At 72.1% G+C, this 18253-nt stretch carries 19 protein-coding genes and 1 riboswitch; of the genes, 9 read left to right on the top strand and 10 right to left on the bottom strand.

The window, feature by feature from the left end; translation table 11 throughout:
* The first annotated feature begins 22 nt into the window (after positions 1–22).
* The 7 genes from V1634_RS00455 (at position 23) to V1634_RS00425 (ending at position 4448) form a co-directional block, all read left to right on the top strand.
* Positions 23–766, top strand: a complete 744-nt coding sequence (locus tag V1634_RS00455) for a transporter (protein ID WP_331205719.1) — start codon at positions 23–25, stop codon at positions 764–766.
* Positions 763–1083, top strand: a complete 321-nt coding sequence (locus V1634_RS00450; RefSeq protein ID WP_107262115.1) for a winged helix-turn-helix domain-containing protein — start codon at positions 763–765, stop codon at positions 1081–1083. The genes V1634_RS00455 and V1634_RS00450 overlap by 4 nt, the downstream gene beginning before the upstream one ends.
* Entirely contained in the window at positions 1080–2003 is a 924-nt protein-coding gene (locus V1634_RS00445) for an ABC transporter ATP-binding protein (RefSeq protein WP_331205718.1), read from the top strand. The genes V1634_RS00450 and V1634_RS00445 overlap by 4 nt, the downstream gene beginning before the upstream one ends.
* A gap of 15 nt (positions 2004–2018) precedes the next feature.
* On the top strand, positions 2019–2756 hold the full coding sequence (locus V1634_RS00440; protein WP_331205717.1) for an ABC transporter permease: 738 nt from the start codon (positions 2019–2021) through the stop codon (positions 2754–2756).
* Between the two features lie 287 nt (positions 2757–3043).
* Positions 3044–3337: a hypothetical protein gene (locus tag V1634_RS00435; RefSeq protein WP_331205716.1), complete on the top strand. Its 294-nt coding sequence runs from the start codon at positions 3044–3046 to the stop codon at positions 3335–3337.
* A 35-nt stretch (positions 3338–3372) separates the two neighbouring features.
* On the top strand, positions 3373–3588 hold the full coding sequence (locus V1634_RS00430; RefSeq protein WP_331205715.1) for a hypothetical protein: 216 nt from the start codon (positions 3373–3375) through the stop codon (positions 3586–3588).
* A gap of 122 nt (positions 3589–3710) precedes the next feature.
* A complete protein-coding gene (locus V1634_RS00425; RefSeq protein WP_331205714.1) occupies positions 3711–4448 on the top strand; it encodes a WXG100 family type VII secretion target in 738 nt (245 codons plus the stop codon).
* Between the two features lie 352 nt (positions 4449–4800).
* Here the strand turns inward: V1634_RS00425 and V1634_RS00420 are convergent, their stop codons facing one another.
* The 3 genes from V1634_RS00420 to V1634_RS00410 form a co-directional block, all read right to left on the bottom strand.
* The gene (locus tag V1634_RS00420) at positions 4801–5613 is read right to left on the bottom strand and encodes an ABC transporter ATP-binding protein (protein ID WP_331205713.1); all 813 of its coding nucleotides are present in this window, start codon (positions 5611–5613) and stop codon (positions 4801–4803) included.
* A complete protein-coding gene (locus V1634_RS00415; RefSeq protein ID WP_331206082.1) occupies positions 5610–6644 on the bottom strand; it encodes a FecCD family ABC transporter permease in 1035 nt (344 codons plus the stop codon). The genes V1634_RS00420 and V1634_RS00415 overlap by 4 nt, the downstream gene beginning before the upstream one ends.
* Positions 6645–6730: 86 nt before the next feature.
* On the bottom strand, positions 6731–7663 hold the full coding sequence (locus tag V1634_RS00410) for an ABC transporter substrate-binding protein (protein WP_331205712.1): 933 nt from the start codon (positions 7661–7663) through the stop codon (positions 6731–6733).
* A gap of 106 nt (positions 7664–7769) precedes the next feature.
* Positions 7770–7866: riboswitch (cobalamin riboswitch) on the bottom strand.
* Positions 7867–8030: 164 nt separating this feature from the next.
* Here V1634_RS00410 and recQ point away from each other — a divergent pair.
* On the top strand, positions 8031–9941 hold the full coding sequence (recQ, locus tag V1634_RS00405; protein WP_331205711.1) for a DNA helicase RecQ: 1911 nt from the start codon (positions 8031–8033) through the stop codon (positions 9939–9941).
* A gap of 43 nt (positions 9942–9984) precedes the next feature.
* Here the strand turns inward: recQ and V1634_RS00400 are convergent, their stop codons facing one another.
* Positions 9985–11901, bottom strand: coding sequence for a M14 family zinc carboxypeptidase (locus V1634_RS00400; RefSeq protein WP_331205710.1), 1917 nt, complete (start codon positions 11899–11901; stop codon positions 9985–9987).
* 211 nt (positions 11902–12112) lie between these two features.
* Here V1634_RS00400 and V1634_RS00395 point away from each other — a divergent pair, with 211 nt between their 5' ends.
* The gene (locus tag V1634_RS00395; protein ID WP_331205709.1) at positions 12113–13471 is read left to right on the top strand and encodes a C39 family peptidase; all 1359 of its coding nucleotides are present in this window, start codon (positions 12113–12115) and stop codon (positions 13469–13471) included.
* A gap of 121 nt (positions 13472–13592) precedes the next feature.
* On the opposite strand, the gene V1634_RS00390 is transcribed toward V1634_RS00395, so the two are convergent.
* The 6 genes from V1634_RS00390 to V1634_RS00365 all read right to left on the bottom strand — a co-directional run bounded on the left by V1634_RS00390 (position 13593) and on the right by V1634_RS00365 (position 18189).
* The gene (locus V1634_RS00390; RefSeq protein WP_331205708.1) at positions 13593–13874 is read right to left on the bottom strand and encodes a DUF4229 domain-containing protein; all 282 of its coding nucleotides are present in this window, start codon (positions 13872–13874) and stop codon (positions 13593–13595) included.
* Positions 13875–13888: 14 nt separating this feature from the next.
* Positions 13889–14317 (bottom strand): hypothetical protein, encoded by a 429-nt coding sequence (locus V1634_RS00385; protein WP_331205707.1) that lies wholly within the window; start codon positions 14315–14317, stop codon positions 13889–13891.
* 164 nt (positions 14318–14481) lie between these two features.
* Positions 14482–15696 (bottom strand): ABC transporter permease, encoded by a 1215-nt coding sequence (locus V1634_RS00380; RefSeq protein WP_331205706.1) that lies wholly within the window; start codon positions 15694–15696, stop codon positions 14482–14484.
* Positions 15693–16415, bottom strand: coding sequence for an ABC transporter ATP-binding protein (locus V1634_RS00375; protein ID WP_331205705.1), 723 nt, complete (start codon positions 16413–16415; stop codon positions 15693–15695). Before V1634_RS00375 ends, V1634_RS00380 begins: the two co-directional genes overlap by 4 nt.
* Positions 16412–17620 (bottom strand): efflux RND transporter periplasmic adaptor subunit, encoded by a 1209-nt coding sequence (locus tag V1634_RS00370; protein ID WP_331205704.1) that lies wholly within the window; start codon positions 17618–17620, stop codon positions 16412–16414. The genes V1634_RS00375 and V1634_RS00370 overlap by 4 nt, the downstream gene beginning before the upstream one ends.
* The gene (locus V1634_RS00365) at positions 17617–18189 is read right to left on the bottom strand and encodes a hypothetical protein (RefSeq protein ID WP_331205703.1); all 573 of its coding nucleotides are present in this window, start codon (positions 18187–18189) and stop codon (positions 17617–17619) included. Before V1634_RS00365 ends, V1634_RS00370 begins: the two co-directional genes overlap by 4 nt.
* Between the last annotated feature and the right edge of the window lie 64 nt (positions 18190–18253).

Raw genomic sequence — 18253 nt, 5'->3', positions numbered from 1 at the left:
TTTGTGTTGTAAACTCGTTTGCGTGACTGGGAACTTTGACGACGACCACACCGGCGGGCCGACCGACCGCGACGACCTGCCGCCCGCCGACCCGGCCGCCGCGCTCCGCCTGATCGCCGAGCAGCAGGCCGAGGCGGCCCGCAGGCTCAGCCCCAACCTGCTCTGGTACTACTGGCCCTGGGGTCTGGCCTGGCTGATCGGCTTCGGCCTGTTCTTCCTGCGCTTCGGCCCGGGCGGCCGGGTCTTCGTCGACCTGCCCAGCTGGCTGCCGCTGCTGACCCTGCTCACCCTGCTGGTCGCCGCCGGGATCACCTCGGGGATCGTCGGCGGCCGGACGTACGGGCAGGTCACCGGCGATTCCAACCGGCGAGGCCTCTGGTACGGCCTGGCCTGGGGGCTCGGGTTCAGCGGCGTCAGCACGGCGCTCGGCCAGGTCTCCGAGCACCTGCCCGAGGACCTCGCCGGACTGCTCTGGGCCGGCGTCAGCGTCGGGCTCACCGGCGCCCTGCACATGGCCGGCGGCGCGATCTGGCTGGACCGCAACATGTTCCGGCTCGGCGTCTGGATCAGCGTCATCAACATCGCCGGGATGATCGCCGGCTCCGGCTGGCACGCCCTGCTGATCTCGGTGGCCGGCGGCGGCGGGATGCTCGTGGCCGGCCTCCACTTCCTGCTCCGCGACCGCCATCGCAGCCGGAGCCTCGCCGCCGGTGTGCCGGACGGTGTGTCGGGCAGCCCGAGCGGGAGCGCCCGGAGCAGCTCGTGACCGGCCTGCCCGAACTCGACCCCGTGATCCACGCGCAGGCCCGACTGCGGGTGACCGCGACCCTGGCCACCCTGCGCGGCAACGACCGGATCACCTTCCCCCGGCTCCAGGACATCCTCCAGATGACCGCCGGCAACCTCTCGGTGCACCTGCGAAAGCTCGAGGAGGCCGGCTACGTCGAGATCGTCAAAACCCACCAGGGGCGCACCCCGACCACCCTTGTCGGGCTCACCCGGCGCGGCCGGTTCGCCTTCGAGGAATACACCCTGGCGGTCCGCGCCCTGCTCGACCCGCCCCAGACCGAGGAGAAGTCATGATTCTCGCCCGTGCCGTCCAGGCCACCCGCCGGTACGGCGACGTCACCGCCCTCGACCGGGTCGACCTCGAACTCCCGGCCGGTGAACTGGTCGGCCTGCTCGGCCCGAACGGTGCCGGCAAGAGCACCCTGCTGAGCCTGCTGGTCGGGCTGCGCCGGGTCAGCTCCGGCCGGGTCGAACTCTTCGGCGGCGACCCCCACGACCCGGCCCACCGCCGGCAGATCGGGATGACCCCGCAGGAGACCGGGCTGCCGGCCACGTTACGGGTCGGCGAGGTGGTCGACTTCGTCTCCGCGCACTACGCCGACCCGGTCCCCCGGACCGAACTGCTCGGCCGGTTCGGCCTCGACGACCTGGTCCGGCGGCAGACCGGTGGCCTCTCCGGCGGGCAGAAGCGCCGGCTGGCGGTCGCGCTCGCCTTCGTCGGGCGTCCCCGGCTGGTCTTCCTGGACGAGCCGACCACCGGGCTGGACGTGACCGCCCGCCGCGAACTCTGGGACGGCATCCGCCAGTTCCACGCCGAAGGCGGCACGGTGCTGCTGAGCAGCCACTACCTGGAGGAGATCGAGGCGCTGGCACACCGGGTGGTGGTGCTCGGCCACGGCCGGGTACTCGCCGACGACAGCGTCAGCGCCATCCGCGACCTGGTCGGGGTACGCCGGGTCAGCCTGGTCGCCCCGGAGCTGCCGTCCCTGCCCGGGGTACGGGCCGTGGAGCGGGTCGACGGCGTCACCCACCTGCTCACCACCGACGCGGACCGACTCGTCCGGGACCTGGTGCACAGCGGCGTCTCCTTCACCGAGCTGGAGATCCGGCCGAGCAGCCTGGAGGACGCCTTCCTGGCCATCACCGAGGGGCAGCCCGGCAACCAGGCGCAGCCGATCCCGGCACAGTCCCACCCCCAGCCCGCCGACGTCTGACCGGAGGACCCGAACGTGCGACTCTCGCTCGTGCACGCCAGATACCAACTGCTGGAGACCGTCCGGATCCCGATCGCGCTGGTCGGCAGCGCCTTCTTCCCGGCCGCCTCGATGCTCTTCTTCGTCGTCCCGTTCAGCGGCGACGACCCGGTGGTCGCCACCTACGCCACCGCCTCGATGGTCACCTTCTCGGTGATGAGCACCAACATCTTCCAGTACGGCATCGGGGTGGCCGAGGACCGGGCGCAGCCCTGGGACCCGTACATGCGGACGCTGCCCACCGGAGCCGCGCCCCGGTTCGCCGGCCGGATCCTCGCCGGCCTGCTCATGACCCTGATCTCGCTGCTTCCGGTGGTGGTGATCGCGGCGGTGGCCACCGAGGCCCGGGTGACCGGCCCGGCGTTCCTCGCCGCGCTCGGCACGGTCGTCGTGATCGCGGTGCCGTTCACGCTGATGGGGCTCGCGATCGGCTACGCACTGCCGAGCAAGGCGGCGATCGTGGTCGCCCAGGTGGTCTTCTTCCCGCTGGCCTTCGGCGGCGGCCTGCTCTTCCCGCCCGGAAACTCGCCCGGTTTCATCGAGACGATCGCCCCGTACCTGCCGACCAGGGGCGCGGCCGAGCTGATGTGGGCCGCCGTCGGGGACTTCCGGGCCGAGACGCTGTCGCTGGTGATGCTCGGTGTCTGGATCGTGGTACTCGCCGCAGTGGCCGGCTGGGCGTACCGGCGGGACGAGGGGCGGCGGTTCAGCTAGTCGTGGCGGCGCGCCCGGTGAACGGGCTTACCTCATCGGCGTGGTTACAACGCGGCAGCCTGGGTTGTCCCGGGTTTAAACCCCCAGTGGCCAGTGAGGGGGGTTCCCTCTGGGGGGTCAAACCCGGGAGCCTGGGTGTGTACCCGGTGGTACCACGCCGATGAGGCATGTACCCGCAGCCCTCCAACCGCCAGCGGCACGCTGGTGACCGATGTCCGACGCACGGAATCGGGGGTCTGAATCGAGTGGGGATGCTGGCTAGACTGCTCCACCAGAAGGAGCCATGGATGATGACCGATCCGACCCAGTCCCTACGTTATTACGGCGGGCTTGCCGTGATCGTCCTCGCGATCGGGCCGCCGCTGATGCTGGGCCTACTGCTCAGCCAGGACAGCGTGCCGCGTTCCGTCATCGTCCTGCTCGCAGTCGGTATCCCGATCGACCTCGTCGCGGTCTACTTCGCGGTTCGCGGGATGGCCGGACCCGTTCCGGAGGTCGCCGGGCGACGGGTCGGAATCGGGCTGACCCTCGTCGCCGTGGGCGGTGTCCTGATGCTCGGCGGCAACGCGTTGCTCAGTTAGCGACGGAGAACATCCGACAGCTACCCGGGGGAGAGATGACGTTCAAGGTGGATCCGGCGGCGCTGCTGGGCTATTCGGCCCGGGTGGAGCGGGCGAAGGAAGACGCCGTCGAGTGCCAGAAGTACTTCGTCAAGAACGCCGGTGAGATCACGTTCAGCGAGGGCGGCGTCATCAACCCGCTCTACTACCAGCACGGCGTCGTCAAGGAAAAGATGAACGCAATGCTCACCCACCTGGTCGACATCCTGTAGAAGACCGGGACGGAGCTCGCGGCGGCCGCGCAGCACTACCGAGCCACCGACGAAGGGGCAGCGGCACGGGTAGACGCGTCGTACCCGACGGTGACTCGCCCGGCTGCCCGGAAGGACTGATCATGGCCTTCGCCGACGTCGCTGAGCCGACCGCCCGGCTGACGGACCCCGCGACCCGCTCCGAGTCGATTCTCGGCCAGCCCTTCGCCAACCCGGGATCGGTGCTGGACTGGCTGAGTCCGACACACATAGTCAACGAGTTCATCAAGCAGACCTGCGGTTACGACGCCTTCGGAGAGGCGGCGAAGTTCTTCGGCGGGGACTGGGAGGAGGTGTGGAAGGCGGCAGGCGCGTTCAGCAACCTGGCCGTTGCCATGCAGGACATCGGGATCAACCTGTCGTCCGGCAACCTCGAGCTCGACCGCGCCTGGGACGGCATGGCCGCCGACGCCGCTTACGCGTACTTCACTCCGCTGGCCAGCGCGATCAGCTCCCAGCAGTTCGCCCTGAACAAAATGTCCGAGGCCTACATGAAGGCGGCCGAAGGCACCTACCGGCGGGCCGAGGTCTACTCCGGCCTGATGAAGGACGCCTACGACGCCGCACTCGTCGCGGCCATAGCGGCATCGGCCGGCACTGCCGCCATCGAGACCGGCGTCGGTGCCGTCGCGGGTTACGCAATCGCGGCGTACGAAGTACACAAGCTTCTTCAGATACTGGACAAGGCTAAGAAGATCGAGACTACCGCAATGTCAATCATGAACGAGGTTGTCGGCATGATCCAGGCTGCGTCGGCAGACTCAGGCGGGTTCGCGAAGTACCCACTACCGGGCGGCGCGTTCAACCACCCAGGCGTGTGAACGCGATGGGGACCCAAGACGCTGAACTGCTGGACGCCGCAGGTGGCGACCGCGCCCGGGCGCGAATTCTGAACCAGTTGCTCCAACACATCTCTCGAAACAGCCCGGACGAACGGCTGCGAGAGATGGCCTCCGAGGTGGTCAACGGAAGGATCAGCCTGGCCGAGGCGGCAGGCTCCGCCTACTACGGCGAGGCGATCGCCCAACAGACGGCCGGGTTCGCCGCCTGGTACGAATCGCTCAGCGAAGCTGAACGCCGCGAGCGGGCCGAGGCCGGGTCAGCCGAGATCGCCAGGTCAGGGACGAGATCGACCGGACCGTCGTCCAAGACCGCCGCGATCCGACGCCATAGTCAGTCGGCGGCGCGCCGGGCCCGGACCGGGACGACGAGGGGGCCGTGCTCCCCCTCGATCACCCGGACCCGGGCCCGGTAGTGCGTGCCCAGCAGCTCGTCGGTGAGCACCTCCCGGGGCGGACCGTCGGCGACCACCGCACCGGCGGCGACCAGCACCATCCGGTCGGCGTACTCGCCGGCGACCGAGAGGTCGTGCATGGTGGCCAGCACCGTCAGCCCGTGATCGGCGCGGAGCTGGTCGACCAGTTCCAGCACCTCCTGCTGGTGGCCGATGTCCAGTGCACTGGTCGGCTCGTCCAGCAGCAGCAGCGGGGCGCCCTGGGCCAGCGCCCGGGCCAGGAAGACCCGCTGCCGTTCACCGCCGGAGAGCGTGGCCAGCGGCCGGGCCGCGAAGCCGGTCAGGTCCAACCGGTCGAGTACGTCGTACGCGGCCGCCAGGTCGGCGGCGGACTCCCGGCCCAGCGGCGGCACGTACGGGGTACGGCCGAGCAGTACGTAGTCGAGGACCGCCATTCCGGCCGGCACGACCGGGGACTGCGGCACCGTCGCCACCGTCCGGGCCCGGTCCCGGCGGCGGAGCCGGGCGATCGGCGTACCGAAGAGGGAGACGGACCCGGTGCTGCCCGGCAGCAGCCCGCCGACCGCGCGGAGCAACGTGGACTTGCCGGCGCCGTTCGGTCCGATCACGGTGACCCACTCCCCGGTCCGGACCGAGAGGCTGACCCCGGTCAGGATCCGCGCCCCGCCGAGGGTGACCCCGAGGTCGATCACCTCGACGGCGACACCGGTCGGCACGATCGGGGCGGTCATTCCGCCACCCGGCGGGTCGTGCGCAGCACGATCGCGAAGAACGGGCCGCCGAGCAGCGCGGTCACCACGCCGATCGGGATCTCGGCGGGCGCGGCGACGGTCCGCGCGGCCAGGTCGGTCAGGGTCAGGAAGGCCCCGCCGAAGAGCACCGACAGCGGCAGGATCGTCCGGTAGCTTGCCCCGGCCAGCATCCGTACGACGTGCGGGACGATGATGCCGACGAAGCCGATCAGCCCGGAGACCGACACCGCGGCGGCGGTACCCAGCGAGGCGGCGCCAACCAGCAGCAGCCGGGACCGTTGCGGGTGCAGTCCGAGACTGGCCGCCTCGTCGTCGCCGAGCGCGAGTACGTCGAGTTCGCGCCGGTGCACCAGCACCACGGCGGTGGTGAGCACCGCGTACGGCAGCACCACCAGTACGTCGTGCCAGCCGGCGGTGGCCAGCCGGCCGAGCATCCACGAGTAGACCTCCTGGATGCTCTCGGCGTTGCGTTGCAGCAGGTAGGTCTGGCCGGCGGCGAGGAAGGCGGAAACGGCCACCCCGGCCAGGATCAGCGTGGCCGGGGAGCGGTCCCGGCCGCCGGCCGCGCCGAGCAGGTAGGTGAGCAGCACCGCGCCGAGCGCGCCGACGAAGGCGGCCAGTGGCACGGTGACCGGCAGCCCGACCGTGACGTCGGCGCCGGTGACCCCGCGCACCACGATCACGGCGGTCACCGCGAGGCCCGCTCCGGCGGCGACACCGAGCAGGTGCGGGTCGGCCAGCGGGTTGCGGAAGACTCCCTGGTAGCAGCCGCCGGCCAGGGCCAGCATCGCGCCGACGAGCAGGCCCAGCACCACCCGGGGCAGCCGCAGCTCGGTGACGATCGCGATCTCGCGCTCGTTGAGCCCGCTGTGCAGGTGCACCCCGGGTACCAGATTGAGCAGCTCGACCGCGACGCTGCCCGGCGGCAGGCTGACCGGCCCGAACGCGATGCCGGCCAGCGCGGCGACCAGGACCGCCGCGAAGCCGGCGGCCAGCCACCGGCGGCGCAGCCCGGCGGGGCGTAGGGACCGGCCGCCCCGGACGCCACGGCCGGGGACGACCGGTGCGCCGGGGCGGGCCGGGGCGCCGGCTCTGCTCAAGCGGGAACCTTGGCGACCGCGTCCACGATCGTCCGGAGCAGCTCGACCACCCGGGGACCCCACCGGGACGCGATGTCGTCGTCGAGCCCGACGATCCGGTTGTTCTTCACCGCGGTCATCCCGGACCAGCCCTTGCGGGCCGAGACCGTCTGCGCGGACTGCTGGCAGCACTTGGTGTCGGCCAGGAAGACCAGGTCCGGGTCGGCCTTGATGATCGCCTCCTCGGCGAGCTGCGGATAGCCGCCCTTGGAGCCGTCGGCGTCGGCCGGGTCGGCGATGTTCTCCAGCCCGACCATCCCGAAGAGCGAACCGACGAACGTCTTGCTGGTCAGCGAGTAGTACTCCGGGCCTAGCTCGTAGAAGTAGCGGAGCTTCGCCGGCCGCTGCGGCACCTCCGCGACCAGCTTCCCGATGTCGCCCTTCATCCGGCCGACCAGGTCGGCCGCCTCGGTCGGGTGCCCGGTCAGGGTGCCGAGGTCGGTGATCTGCCGGTACGTGTCGTCGAGCGTCTTCGCCGCCGAGGCCAGGTAGTGCGGGATCTTCAACTGGGTGAGCTGGTCCACGATCTTGTTCAGGTCGTTGGTGAGTACCACCAGGTCGGGGTTCTTCGCCACGATCGCCTCGGCGTTCGGGGTGAAGGCCGACAACTCGGTCTTCGGCGCCTCGGCCGGATAGTTCGAGTTGTCGTCGACGGCGGTGACCTGGCCGCCCGCACCGATCGCGAAGAGCATCTCGGTGGCGGTCGGCCCGAGTACGACGATCTTCTCGGGGCGCTCGTCGAGGGTGAGCGTGCCGACGGTCACCGGATAACTGCCACCGTCGGCGCTCGGGGCCGCCTCCTGGCCGGGGTCGTCGGCGGCGCAGCCGGTCAGGGCCAGTGCCGCGCCGGCCAGCAGCGCGGCCAGCAGTCGGGGCGTACGTCGGGTCATCGGTCCTCCTGTCGGGTGAGGTCCGGTGCTCCGCCGACAGGTGCCTGTGCCCCGCCCACGGGGCGCCCTTCCTCGAAGGCGCTTTCCGCGACCGCACCGCAGGCGACCTGGCTCATCCTCCGCACGCCCGGGCTGGGCCGCCAGGGGCGGGCAGCGGTGCGGAAGGCATCACAGTTGCGGGACAGCGCCGGTTTCACACCGGCTTCGCTGCGGGGTGGTCGGGGCAACGGTAGCGCATCCGCTAAGTGACCCGGCAGCGGCATAGCGCCATCCGCAGCCTGTTCCCGCTGATCAGGAGCGTAAGACTCGACCGAGGGCCGGGTCGACTGGTCGATTTCCGTCGGGTGGGCCTCGTAGAATCCGCCGGATGGCCCTCCCCACCGAGCAGCGCACCGACGAGACGGACCAGCAGAACAGCGAGACCGGCGAAGCCGAGCAGCGGACCGGCGAGAACGAGCAGCGGACCGGCGACGCCCTCGACGTGCTGCGCCGGGTCTTCGGCTACGACAGCTTCCGGGGCGAGCAGCGCGAGATCATCGACCAGGTCGTGCTCGGCGGCGACGCGCTGGTGCTGATGCCGACCGGCGGCGGCAAGTCGCTCTGCTACCAGATCCCCGCGCTCGTCCGGGACGGGGTCGGGGTGGTGATCTCGCCACTCATCGCGCTGATGCAGGACCAGGTGGACGCGCTGACCACCCTCGGGGTACGCGCCGGCTTCCTCAACTCCACCCAGGATCTCGAGACCCGGCGGCTGGTCGAGGCGGCCTTCCTGGCCGGCGAGGTCGACCTGCTCTACCTCGCTCCCGAGGCGCTCCGCTCCGAACACGTGCTCCGGCTGCTCGACCGCGGCAACATCGCGCTCTTCGCGATCGACGAGGCGCACTGCGTCGCCCAGTGGGGCCACGACTTCCGCCCCGACTACCTGGCCCTGTCGATGCTGCACGAGCGGTGGCCTGCGGTGCCCAGGATCGCCCTGACCGCCACCGCCACCCCGGACACCCACGCCGAGATCGCGGCCCGACTCAACCTCAAGGACGCCCGGCACTTCGTCGCCAGCTTCGACCGGCCCAACATCCAGTATCGGATCGTGCCGAAGCGGGAGCCGAAGAAGCAGCTGCTCGACCTGCTCCGCACCGAGCATCCCGGTGACGCCGGCATCGTCTACTGCCTCTCCCGGGCCTCGGTGGAGAAGACCGCCGAGTTCCTGGTGCAGAACGGCATCCCGGCCCTGCCCTACCACGCCGGGCTCGACGCGCCGACCCGGGCCGCCAACCAGCAGCGGTTCCTCCGCGAGGACGGGCTGGTGATGGTCGCGACGATCGCCTTCGGAATGGGGATCGACAAGCCGGACGTACGCTTCGTCGCCCATCTCGACCTGCCGAAGTCGATCGAGGGCTACTACCAGGAGACCGGCCGGGCCGGCCGGGACGGACTGCCCTCGACCGCCTGGCTGGCGTACGGGTTGCAGGACGTGGTGCAGCAGCGAAAGCTGATCGAGGGTTCCGACGGCGACCTGGCCCGGCGCCGGGTGCTCGGCACCCACCTCGACGCCATGCTGGCGCTCTGCGAGACGGTCGAGTGCCGGCGGATCCGACTGCTCGAATACTTCGGCCAGCAGAGCGGCCCGTGCGGCAACTGCGACACCTGCCTGACCCCACCCGAGTCCTGGGACGGCACCATCGCGGCGCAGAAGCTGCTCTCCACCGTGCTGCGGCTGCACCGCGAGCGGGACCAGCGGTTCGGCGCCGGCCAGTCCATCGACATCCTGCTCGGCCGAGAGACCGAGAAGGTCACCCAGCACCGGCACGACACCCTCAGCGTCTTCGGCATCGGCACCGAGCTGACCGAGTCCGAATGGCGCGGGGTGGTCCGGCAGCTGCTCGCCCAGGGGCTGCTGGCGGTCGAGGGCGACTACGGCACGCTGGCGCTCACCGACAGCAGCGCGGACGTCCTCGGCAAGCGGCGCGAGGTGCGGATGCGCCGGGAGGCGCCCCGGGCGGGGTCGAGCGGCCGGGCCGCGAAGCCGCGTGCGGCCGGAACCGCCGCCGCCGCGCTGTCGCCGGCCGCCGAGCCGGTCTTCGAACGGCTCCGGGCCTGGCGGGCGGCAACCGCCAAGGAGCAGGGCGTACCGGCGTACGTCATCTTCCACGACGCGACCCTGCGGCAGATCGCGGCCGAGCCGCCGAGGACCCTGGCCGAGCTGGCCCGGGTCAACGGCGTCGGGGAGAACAAGCTCGCGAAGTACGGGCAGCAGATCCTGGACGCTCTCGCGGAGTGAGGCGCCCCGAGCCCGCCGCCCGAGCGGGCCCGGGGTCGAGCCACTAGGAACTGGTGATCGTCACGTTGTCGACCGCCGCCTCGACCAGGCTGGCCCCGGAGTCGTCGGCGGCCTGCACCAGCAGCCGCACCGACTGCCCGGCGTACGCCGAGAGGTTGGCGGTGGCCGTGGTCCAGCCGCCGTTGCGGTTGCTGGCCGCACCGGCCTGGTTGAGCAGTTGGGTCGTCCCACCACTGTGTACCACGCTGACCCGCAGGTAATCCGCGGTCGAGGCGTTCGAGCCGTGCGCGAGATACCAGGCCAGGGAGAGCGTCAACGTGCCGCTCCCGGGCAGGGTGATCGCCGGTGACTGGACACTGGTGACGCCGCCGTCCACGTCGTGGTCACCGGCCGCCGCGCCGGCCAGCCGGCCGGTGACCAGGTCGTTGCTGCCGGCGTACGCGGCGAGCTGCTTGGCGCCGCTGGACGCGGTCGCCTGGGCGGTACCCCGTTCCCACGCCCCCGAGGTGGCGGTGTCGGTACCGGCCGGGTTGACGGTCCAGCCGGTCGCGGTCTCGAAGGTGTCCGACCAGACGGTGGTGCCGCCACCGCCGCTGCCGCAGTACGTCGCCTGGAGCCCGGCCACCCGGTACGGGCAGTCGGCGTACTCGCTCAGGATCAGCACCGCCTCCCGGTTGCGGGAGGTCTGCGCCGGGATCACCTCGTCCGGCGGGTAGAAGCCGCCGCCGCCGGCCGAGCCCGGGTACATCTCGAAGGTGTACGCGAAGATGTTGTGGGTGGCCCACATCCAGTCCAGGCTGTCCCCGTCGGTGATGTAGAGGTCGCTGGACTGTTCCGGGGTGTAGCCGTTGGTGGCCGCCATCTGCTGGCCGAGGGTCCGGAAGGTCCGCTCCTGGTCGGCGTTGAGCCCCGGCCCGGTGTTCGCGGTGGTGTAGCCGTACGGCCAGAGCACAAGCTGCGAGTACGTGTGGAAGTCGATGTTGACCTTGATCTGCTGGACACCGCCGACGACCCGGCTGTTGACGAAGTCGCGCAGCCGGGCGGTCTCCGGGGCGGAGAAGGCCGACGGGCCCCGGTAGGTCTCCGAGGAGGTCGAGCCGGACGAGCCGCCGCAGCAGCCCCAGTTGTAGCCCCAGTTGCGGTTCAGGTCGGTGCCGACGTTCGACGAGCCGCTGTTCGGCTGCCGGTTCTTCCGCCAGGACCGGTACGAACCGGTGGCGATGTCGTACTCGCTGCCGTCGGGGTTGACCGTCGGGACGATCCAGATCTCCCGGGTGTTGACGATGTTGGTGATCCGGGAGTCCGAGCCGTAGTTGTCGGTGAAGAGGTTGAGCAGGTAGATCGCCATCTCGACGGTCAGGTGCTCGCGGGCGTGCTGCTGCGAGTTGAACAGGATCTCCGGTTCGTTCTCGTCGGTGCCGACGTTGTCGGAGATCTTGATGACCGGCAGGTCGCGTCCCTCGTAGGAGGTGCCCATGCTGGACCGGCGGGCGATGCTCGGATGGTCGGCGACGACCTGGTTGAGCACCGCGTTCAGTTCGGCGTAGTTGTGGTACGCCGAGTCGGCCGGCGGGAAGTCGAGCACGCCGACGTCGCCGTCGTGCTGGTGCTGGCCCCGGTCCGGCGGTGCCGGTACGGCTGCCACCTCGAAACCGAGCGCGGTGATCGCCTTCACCTCGGCCGGGGTGGCGGTGACGTAGAGCGCACCGTGTTCGGCGTAGTCGATGCTGGTACCGGTGGCGGCCACGGCGTTGCGGTCGGCCAGGGTGCGCGGCCCGGTCACCCGGTATTCGGCGCTGGTGGCGGGTTCGGTGCCGGACCGGTCCGGCTGGGCGCTGGCGGTGCCGGCGGCCGGACCGATCCCGGCCACGACGAGTCCGAGCACGACGGTGCCGGCGAGCGTGCCGGCCCGGGTCCGGTGCCGGATCGACGGCCCGGAGATCCAGGTGCGGAAGGGCATGTAAACCTCCTGGGGGTAGGGAGGACTCCGCTGGGTAGTGCACACTGCACCATCCGTACCATGGTCATATCAATATGGATCACTTGACGTCCAATGCCAGTTGCACCCTTCTCTCGGCAAAGATTTTCTTGGCTTGGACATCTGGCGAAAGTTCCTGCCAAGCGGAATAGTGGCGACAGGACCCCGACCTTCGTCCCCCTGCGGAGCATCGATGGCCAGTTCGCCGAACCCGATCAGCCGACGCACCTTCACCCTCGCCGGCCTCTCCGGCCTGGCCCTGCTCGGCACCGGCATGCCGGCCCGGGCCGGCACGGCGCCCGGTCGCCCCCGCCCGGTGCCGCACGACGAGCAGATCACCTGGCAGGACTTCTCCAGCTACTCCGACTGGCGGCGCGGCACCCACCAGGGCACCGTCGCCCTCCCCGGCGTACGCACCGGGATCGCCATGCTGCGCCCGGCCGGCACCACCGAATACGCCGACCCGCACACCGGCACCACCCGCACCTGGTCGTACGCCACCTGGACCTCGCCGGTCACCCCGGTCGGCTTCGACGCCAGCGAACTGGTCGCCTCGTGGAACGCCGAGACCCCGGCCGGCACCTGGATCCAGATCGAACTCCAGGGCACCTACAACACCGGCGCGCTGACCCCGTGGTACGTCATGGGCCGGTGGGCCGCCGGCGACCAGGACATCCGGCGTACCTCGGTCAACCGGCAGGGCGACCCGTACTCGACGATCTGGACCGACACCTTCTCGATCGACGACGTGGCGACCGGGGTGCTGCTGCGGGCCTACCAGCTGCGGCTGACCCTCTACCGCGCTCCGGAGAGCCGCCGCTCACCCCGGGTCTGGCTGCTCGGCGCGATGAGTTCGCTGGTGCCGGACCGGTTCACCGTGCCGGCGAGCACCGGCCGGATCGCCTGGGGCCGGGAGCTGGCGGTGCCCCGCTACTCGCAGAACATCCACGCCGGGCACTACCCCGAATACGACGGCGGCGGCCAGGCCTGGTGCTCGCCGACCTCCACCACGATGGTGCTGGAGTACTGGGGGAAGAAGCCGTCCGCCGAGGAGACCGCCTGGGTGAACCCGGACTACCCGGACCCGTCGGTCAACCACGCCGCCCGGATGACCTACGACTACACGTACTCCGGCTGCGGCAACTGGCCGTTCAACACCGCGTACGCCGCCTCGTACGGGCTGGACGCCAAGGTGACCCGGCTGCACTCGCTGGACGAGGTGGAGCACTTCATCGCCGCCGGGATCCCGGTGGTCACCAGCCAGTCCTTCCTGGCCGAGGAGCTGGAGGGAGCCAACTACGGCACCTCGGGACACCTCTTCGTGGTGGTCGGCTTCACCGCCGACGGCGACGTGGTGATCAACGATCCGGCGTCGTCGAGCAACGACGTGGTCCGCAACGTCTACCGGCGGGACCAGTTCGAGCAGATCTGGCTGCGGACCAAGCGGATCAACGCCAGTGGCGGGGTCTCCGGCGGGTCGGGCGGGATCGCGTACCTGATCAAGCCGTGCTGGAAGCCCTGGCCGAAGCTGGCCGGCTCGACCAACTGGTAGTCGCACCGGCACCAGCCCGCCTGGGGAGGATCATCGACCCCGTACCCGGCCAACGACGTCCGGGTGCGGGGTCGGTGCCGTGCCGGGTCCGCGCGCCGCGACGTCCGGACCGGTCGGTCGCTCAGGACCGGTCGGTCGGCTTCTCCGCGTCGGTCGGCCTGTCGTCCCCGGCCAGCGCGGCGCGCAGCCGCTCCTTCTCGGCCCGGCGCTTCTCCGCCGCCCCGGCCAGCTGCTGGGCCATCTCGTCCCGCCAGCCACGGAGCAGGAAGAACGCCAGCGCGGCGGAGAACGCCACCGCCAGCATCAGCTTGAGGAAGAGGTTCATCTCGACCGGCCAGAGCGCCAGGGCAACCGCCAGGAACAGCCCGATCCGGCCCAGCGTGTACTTCACGGCGGGACTCATCTGCGCATCTCCGATCAGCTCGTCCGGCCGGCGAGCCAGCGGACGCCGACAAACCACACCAACGCGTACGCCATGGCGAAAACCGCTGCGGCCAGCCCGCCCGAGACCAGCGGCGGGGCCGAGGCGGCCAGCCCGGCGGCGAGCAGTCCGACGGCGATCCCGACGGCCGCGGCCACCAGCGCCGCCGCGACCCGGGCCGGCCCGAACCGCCAGGCCCGGAACTCCTCGACGAAGATCCAGGCCGGCAGCACCACCGCGAGCCACCCGCTCGCCCGGCCGAACTCGCCCAGCCCGACCAGGGAGGCGCCGAGGTCGATGACGAGCAGCGCCACCAGCCCGACGACCACCCCGACCAGGGCGACGCCGAGCAGGTCGGCCAGGACCACGACCCGCCCCTGGTCGTCCCGCCGGGGGAAGGGCGCCCGCTCGCTCCGCTCGGTCATGCCGCCTCTCCGCTGCGCTCCACGCCGGCTGGCGTCGACGCCGATCCGCGCCCGCTCCGCCCGCTCATGACCATTCGAGGGTACGTGAGCGGGCGCCGAACCACCCCTGCCGGTCCGGGCCGTACGGCACGGCGACCCGGGGGTACCCGATCGACGGTCGGCGGCTATCCCGCCCGGAGCGCCCCGGTCGGCGGCATCCGGGCGGCCCGGGCCGCCGGGTAGAGCCCGGCGAGCGCACCGGCCAGCAGGCTGCCGAACAGCCCTCCGGCGACCGCGTCGACCGGTACCACCACCGCCCAGTCCCGGGCGGCGGCGTAGCCGATCGTGATTCCCGCCCCGAGCACGGCGCCGGCCGCACCGCCGGAAACGGAGAGCAGGACCGACTCGGTCAGGAACTGCCGGCGTACGTGTGCCCGGGTCGCGCCCAGCGCCCGGCGCAACCCGATCTCGCCCCGCCGCTCCAGCACCCCGATCACCATCACGTTGGCGATCCCGACGCAGCCGACCAGCAGCGCCACCGCGCCGAGCCCCAGGAACAGCCCGGTGTACGCCGCCTCGGCCGCCGCCCGGGCGACCAGCGCGTCCGACGGGCGGCTCACCTCGACCTCGCTCGGGCTGGCCGGGTTCGCCACCATCGGCAACTGGTCCCGGATCCTGGGCACCGCCTCCTCGGCGGACCGCTGGTAGATCCTGGTCGGCAGCCCGTCGAAGCCGAGCCGCTGCACCGCCACCGGTACCCCGACCAGCACCGCCGAGTCGACGGCCGGGTCGAGGACCGCCGGCCCGAGTACCCCGACCACGGTGAACCACTGGCCGGCGAGGAAGAGCTGCGGGCTGCCGCGTACCTCGGTGACGCCGAGCCGGCGCGCGGCGGCCGAGCCGAGCACCGCCGCCGGATAGCGCTCGGTGGCGGGGTTGAGCCAGCTTCCGGAGACCACCGGCACCCCCAGGGTCGCCGGCAGGCCGGGGCTGGCCGCCAGGATCGAGATCCCGCCGCTGTTGCCGGCCGGCATCCGGTCGTGCCGGTACACGCCACCGTCGACCCGGCCGACGTGCGCGGTGGCCCGGACCCCCGGCAGCCGGGCGATCATGGCCGGCGCCTCGGCCGGCAGCCGCGCCTCCTCGCCGGTGAGCGACTTGCCGGGCTGCACGGTGAGCAGGTCGGTGCCGAGCGCGTCGATCTGGGCCAGCAGCCCGGCCTGGCTGGACGCGGAGATCCCGAGCACGGCGACGACACAGGCGATGCCGATGGCGATGCCGAGGCCGGAGAGCGCCGCCCGGGCCGGCCGACCCCGGATGCCGAGCAGGCCGAGCGGCAGCACGTCGGCCGCCCGCAGCCGGGACCGGGGCAGCCGGGCCGGAGACCCCGGGCCGGTCATCCGGCCACCGCCGCCGATTCGACCCGGCGCGGTGGCGCCGGCTCGTCGGCCACGATCCGGCCGTCCCGCAGGCGGATCCGGCGGGGCAGCACGGCCGCCAGCGCCGTGTCGTGGGTGACCACCACGACGGTGGTGCCGTCGTCGTTAAGCTCGCGCAGCAGCTCCAGCACGGCCGAGCCGGAGCGCGAGTCGAGGTTGCCGGTCGGCTCGTCGGCGAGTACCACGGCCGGCCCGCCGACGACCGCGCGGGCGATCGCCACCCGCTGGCACTCGCCGCCGGAGAGCTGCCCCGGCCGGTGCCGGAGCCGGTGCGCCAACCCGACCCGGTGCAGTGCCGCCACCGCCCGCTCCCTGCGCCGGGCCGCCGGCAGGCCGGTGTAGAGCAGACCGGTGGCGACGTTGTCGACGGCCGAGAGGGTCGGGGTCAGGAAGAACTGCTGGAAGACGAAACCGATCCGGTACGCCCGCAGCGCGGCCAGCTCCGCGTCCCGCATCCGGCCGGTGTCCCGACCGTCGACCCGCACGCTGCCTTCGCTGGGCCGGTCCAGGGTGCCCATCAGTTGGAGCAGCGTGGTCTTGCCCGAGCCGGACGGTCCGACCACGGCCAGCAGTTCACCCCGGTCGACCCGCAGGTCGACGTCGCGCAGCACCGGCAGGTCGCCGTACCGCCGGGAGACGGCGCACAGTTCGAGTACGGGTTCACCGTTCGATCCGCTCACAGCGTCGGCACCTCCACCTGATCGCCCTCGGCGAGTCCCGCCCCGGAGACCTCGACCCGGCCGGAGGTGAACATCCCGGTACGCACCGGTACGCTCCGCCGGCCGCCCTCCGGGCCCACCACGACCACCGCGTACGCCCCGTCGGGGCCGACCGTCAGTGCCTCCACCGGCACGCTGAGCACGCCCCGCCGGGTCTCGGCCGGGAAGGTGACGGTGACCGCCCCCTCGAAGACCCCGCCGAGCCGGCTCTCCGGGCCGCTGATCCGCACCTCGACCGGCACCGTCTGCGGGCAGGAGTTGCCCTGGCAACCGGTCGGCTGCCCACCGGCCTGTGCCGCCGTACCGCCGGGCTGGCCCTGGCTGGACGGGGCCTGCACGGTGCTGCCCAGCGTCGCCACCGTGCCGTCGACGGTACGGCCGGTCGGCAGTTGGATCCGGACCGCCTGACCGACCCGGACCAGCGCCCGGTACGACAGCCGCAGGTCGAGCTGGACACTGTGCCCGGTGCCGGTCCCTGCCATCACCGCAGCACCCGGCTGGATCCGCTGGCCGATCAGCGGCTGCACCGCACCGACCCGGACCGCGCCGGGTGCCACCAGTACGTCGCCCGGGGCCACCCGGCCGGTCTCGTCCACGCCCAGGTCGCGCTGCCAGCGTCGGACCGCCCGGGCGGTCGCCCCGGTGAAGGAGTCGTCGACGGTCAACCGGGCCGGCTCGGCGTGCCCGAGTTCGACCAGGTTCCGCTCCAGTTGCCGCACGTCGGCGCCGCTGCTGCCCGGGGCGAGCGGACGGTGGAGCGGCAGCGCGCCGTAGAGCAGCGGGATCGGGCGCAGGTCGACGCCGAGGATCCGCTCCCCGCGCTCGACCACGTCGCCGGGCCGGGGCACCCAGGTCACCGTTCCGGCCGCCTGCCCGACGAGCTGGTACGCGCCGGCGAAGCCGAGCCGGCCGGTCGCCTGCACCGAGGAGACCAGGTCGGAGCGGGTCACCGGCCGGGTCGGCAGGGTCGCCGCGACCGGGCCGGGTTCGGCGGGCTGGCGGTCGACGTACCGGTGCACGGCCAGCCCGGCGACGACCAGCACCAGCAGAACGGCGACGCCGGCCAGCCGGCGCGGCCAGCGCCACCCGGGAGCCGGCGCCGGACCCGGCCCGGCGGGTGGCCCGGCCACGAACCGGTCCGGATCGGCCTGTGCGGGTGCGCTCACTTGGTCCGCCCGGTCGACTTCGGTCCGGGCGGCAGCCCGTCGACCAGGTCGGCGTACTTGGCCGGCAGGTGTTCCCGGCAGGCCTGCGCGGCCGGCCGCCAGTTCGGGGCGGAGAGCAGTTCGCCGTCCAGCCGGAGTCCGCCGCCGGCCGGCGGGTCGGGCATCTCGACGCCCCGCTCCCGCATGCACCGGGCGAACGCGAGCAGCTGCTCGGCCAGCTCGTCCCTGGTCGGTGCGCCGGCCGCCACCGCCGCCGCGTCCAGCGCCACCCGGCACTCGGCGCGGTCCGCCTCGTAGCGCGGGTCGCCGCGCAGCTCCGGCTCCGCGAAGCCCGGAAAACCGCGTTCGTCGAAGACCGGATCGGGTACGTCGTAGCCGCGCTCGCGCATGCAGGAACTGAAGTGCAGCCCGGCGGCCCGCAGCTCGCCGGCCGGGTCGGCCCCGCCGGACGCCGCCGAGGTGGGCGTACCGGCGCCCGGGTCGGTGCCGTCACCGCCGCAGCCGGCCAGTGCCAGCCCGATCAGCAGGGAGAGCGCGGCGACCGGTACGCCGCCGATTCTGGTCCGCATCCGCTGGTTCCTCCCGTTCGAGATGTGCCGGACCAGCATCGGGAGTAGGGCGTGAACAGAGAAT

This window comes from Plantactinospora veratri (assembly GCF_036421995.1).
In the GTDB taxonomy this organism is placed as follows: Bacteria; Actinomycetota; Actinomycetes; order Mycobacteriales; family Micromonosporaceae; genus Plantactinospora; species Plantactinospora veratri.
Note: the sequence above shows the minus strand (reverse complement) of the source record. Positions and strands in the feature narration are given on the sequence as shown.

Coding starts and splice junctions, on each gene's coding strand:
- V1634_RS00445 (WP_331205718.1), top strand. CDS start 1,080: ATGATTCTCGCCCGTGCCGTCCAGGCCACCCGCCGGTACGGCGACGTC.
- V1634_RS00435 (WP_331205716.1), top strand. CDS start 3,044: ATGATGACCGATCCGACCCAGTCCCTACGTTATTACGGCGGGCTTGCC.
- V1634_RS00430 (WP_331205715.1), top strand. CDS start 3,373: ATGACGTTCAAGGTGGATCCGGCGGCGCTGCTGGGCTATTCGGCCCGG.
- V1634_RS00425 (WP_331205714.1), top strand. CDS start 3,711: ATGGCCTTCGCCGACGTCGCTGAGCCGACCGCCCGGCTGACGGACCCC.
- V1634_RS00420 (WP_331205713.1), bottom strand. CDS start 5,613: ATGACCGCCCCGATCGTGCCGACCGGTGTCGCCGTCGAGGTGATCGAC.
- V1634_RS00410 (WP_331205712.1), bottom strand. CDS start 7,663: ATGACCCGACGTACGCCCCGACTGCTGGCCGCGCTGCTGGCCGGCGCG.
- recQ (WP_331205711.1), top strand. CDS start 8,031: ATGGCCCTCCCCACCGAGCAGCGCACCGACGAGACGGACCAGCAGAAC.
- V1634_RS00400 (WP_331205710.1), bottom strand. CDS start 11,901: ATGCCCTTCCGCACCTGGATCTCCGGGCCGTCGATCCGGCACCGGACC.
- V1634_RS00395 (WP_331205709.1), top strand. CDS start 12,113: ATGGCCAGTTCGCCGAACCCGATCAGCCGACGCACCTTCACCCTCGCC.
- V1634_RS00390 (WP_331205708.1), bottom strand. CDS start 13,874: ATGAGTCCCGCCGTGAAGTACACGCTGGGCCGGATCGGGCTGTTCCTG.
- V1634_RS00385 (WP_331205707.1), bottom strand. CDS start 14,317: ATGACCGAGCGGAGCGAGCGGGCGCCCTTCCCCCGGCGGGACGACCAG.
- V1634_RS00380 (WP_331205706.1), bottom strand. CDS start 15,696: ATGACCGGCCCGGGGTCTCCGGCCCGGCTGCCCCGGTCCCGGCTGCGG.
- V1634_RS00365 (WP_331205703.1), bottom strand. CDS start 18,189: ATGCGGACCAGAATCGGCGGCGTACCGGTCGCCGCGCTCTCCCTGCTG.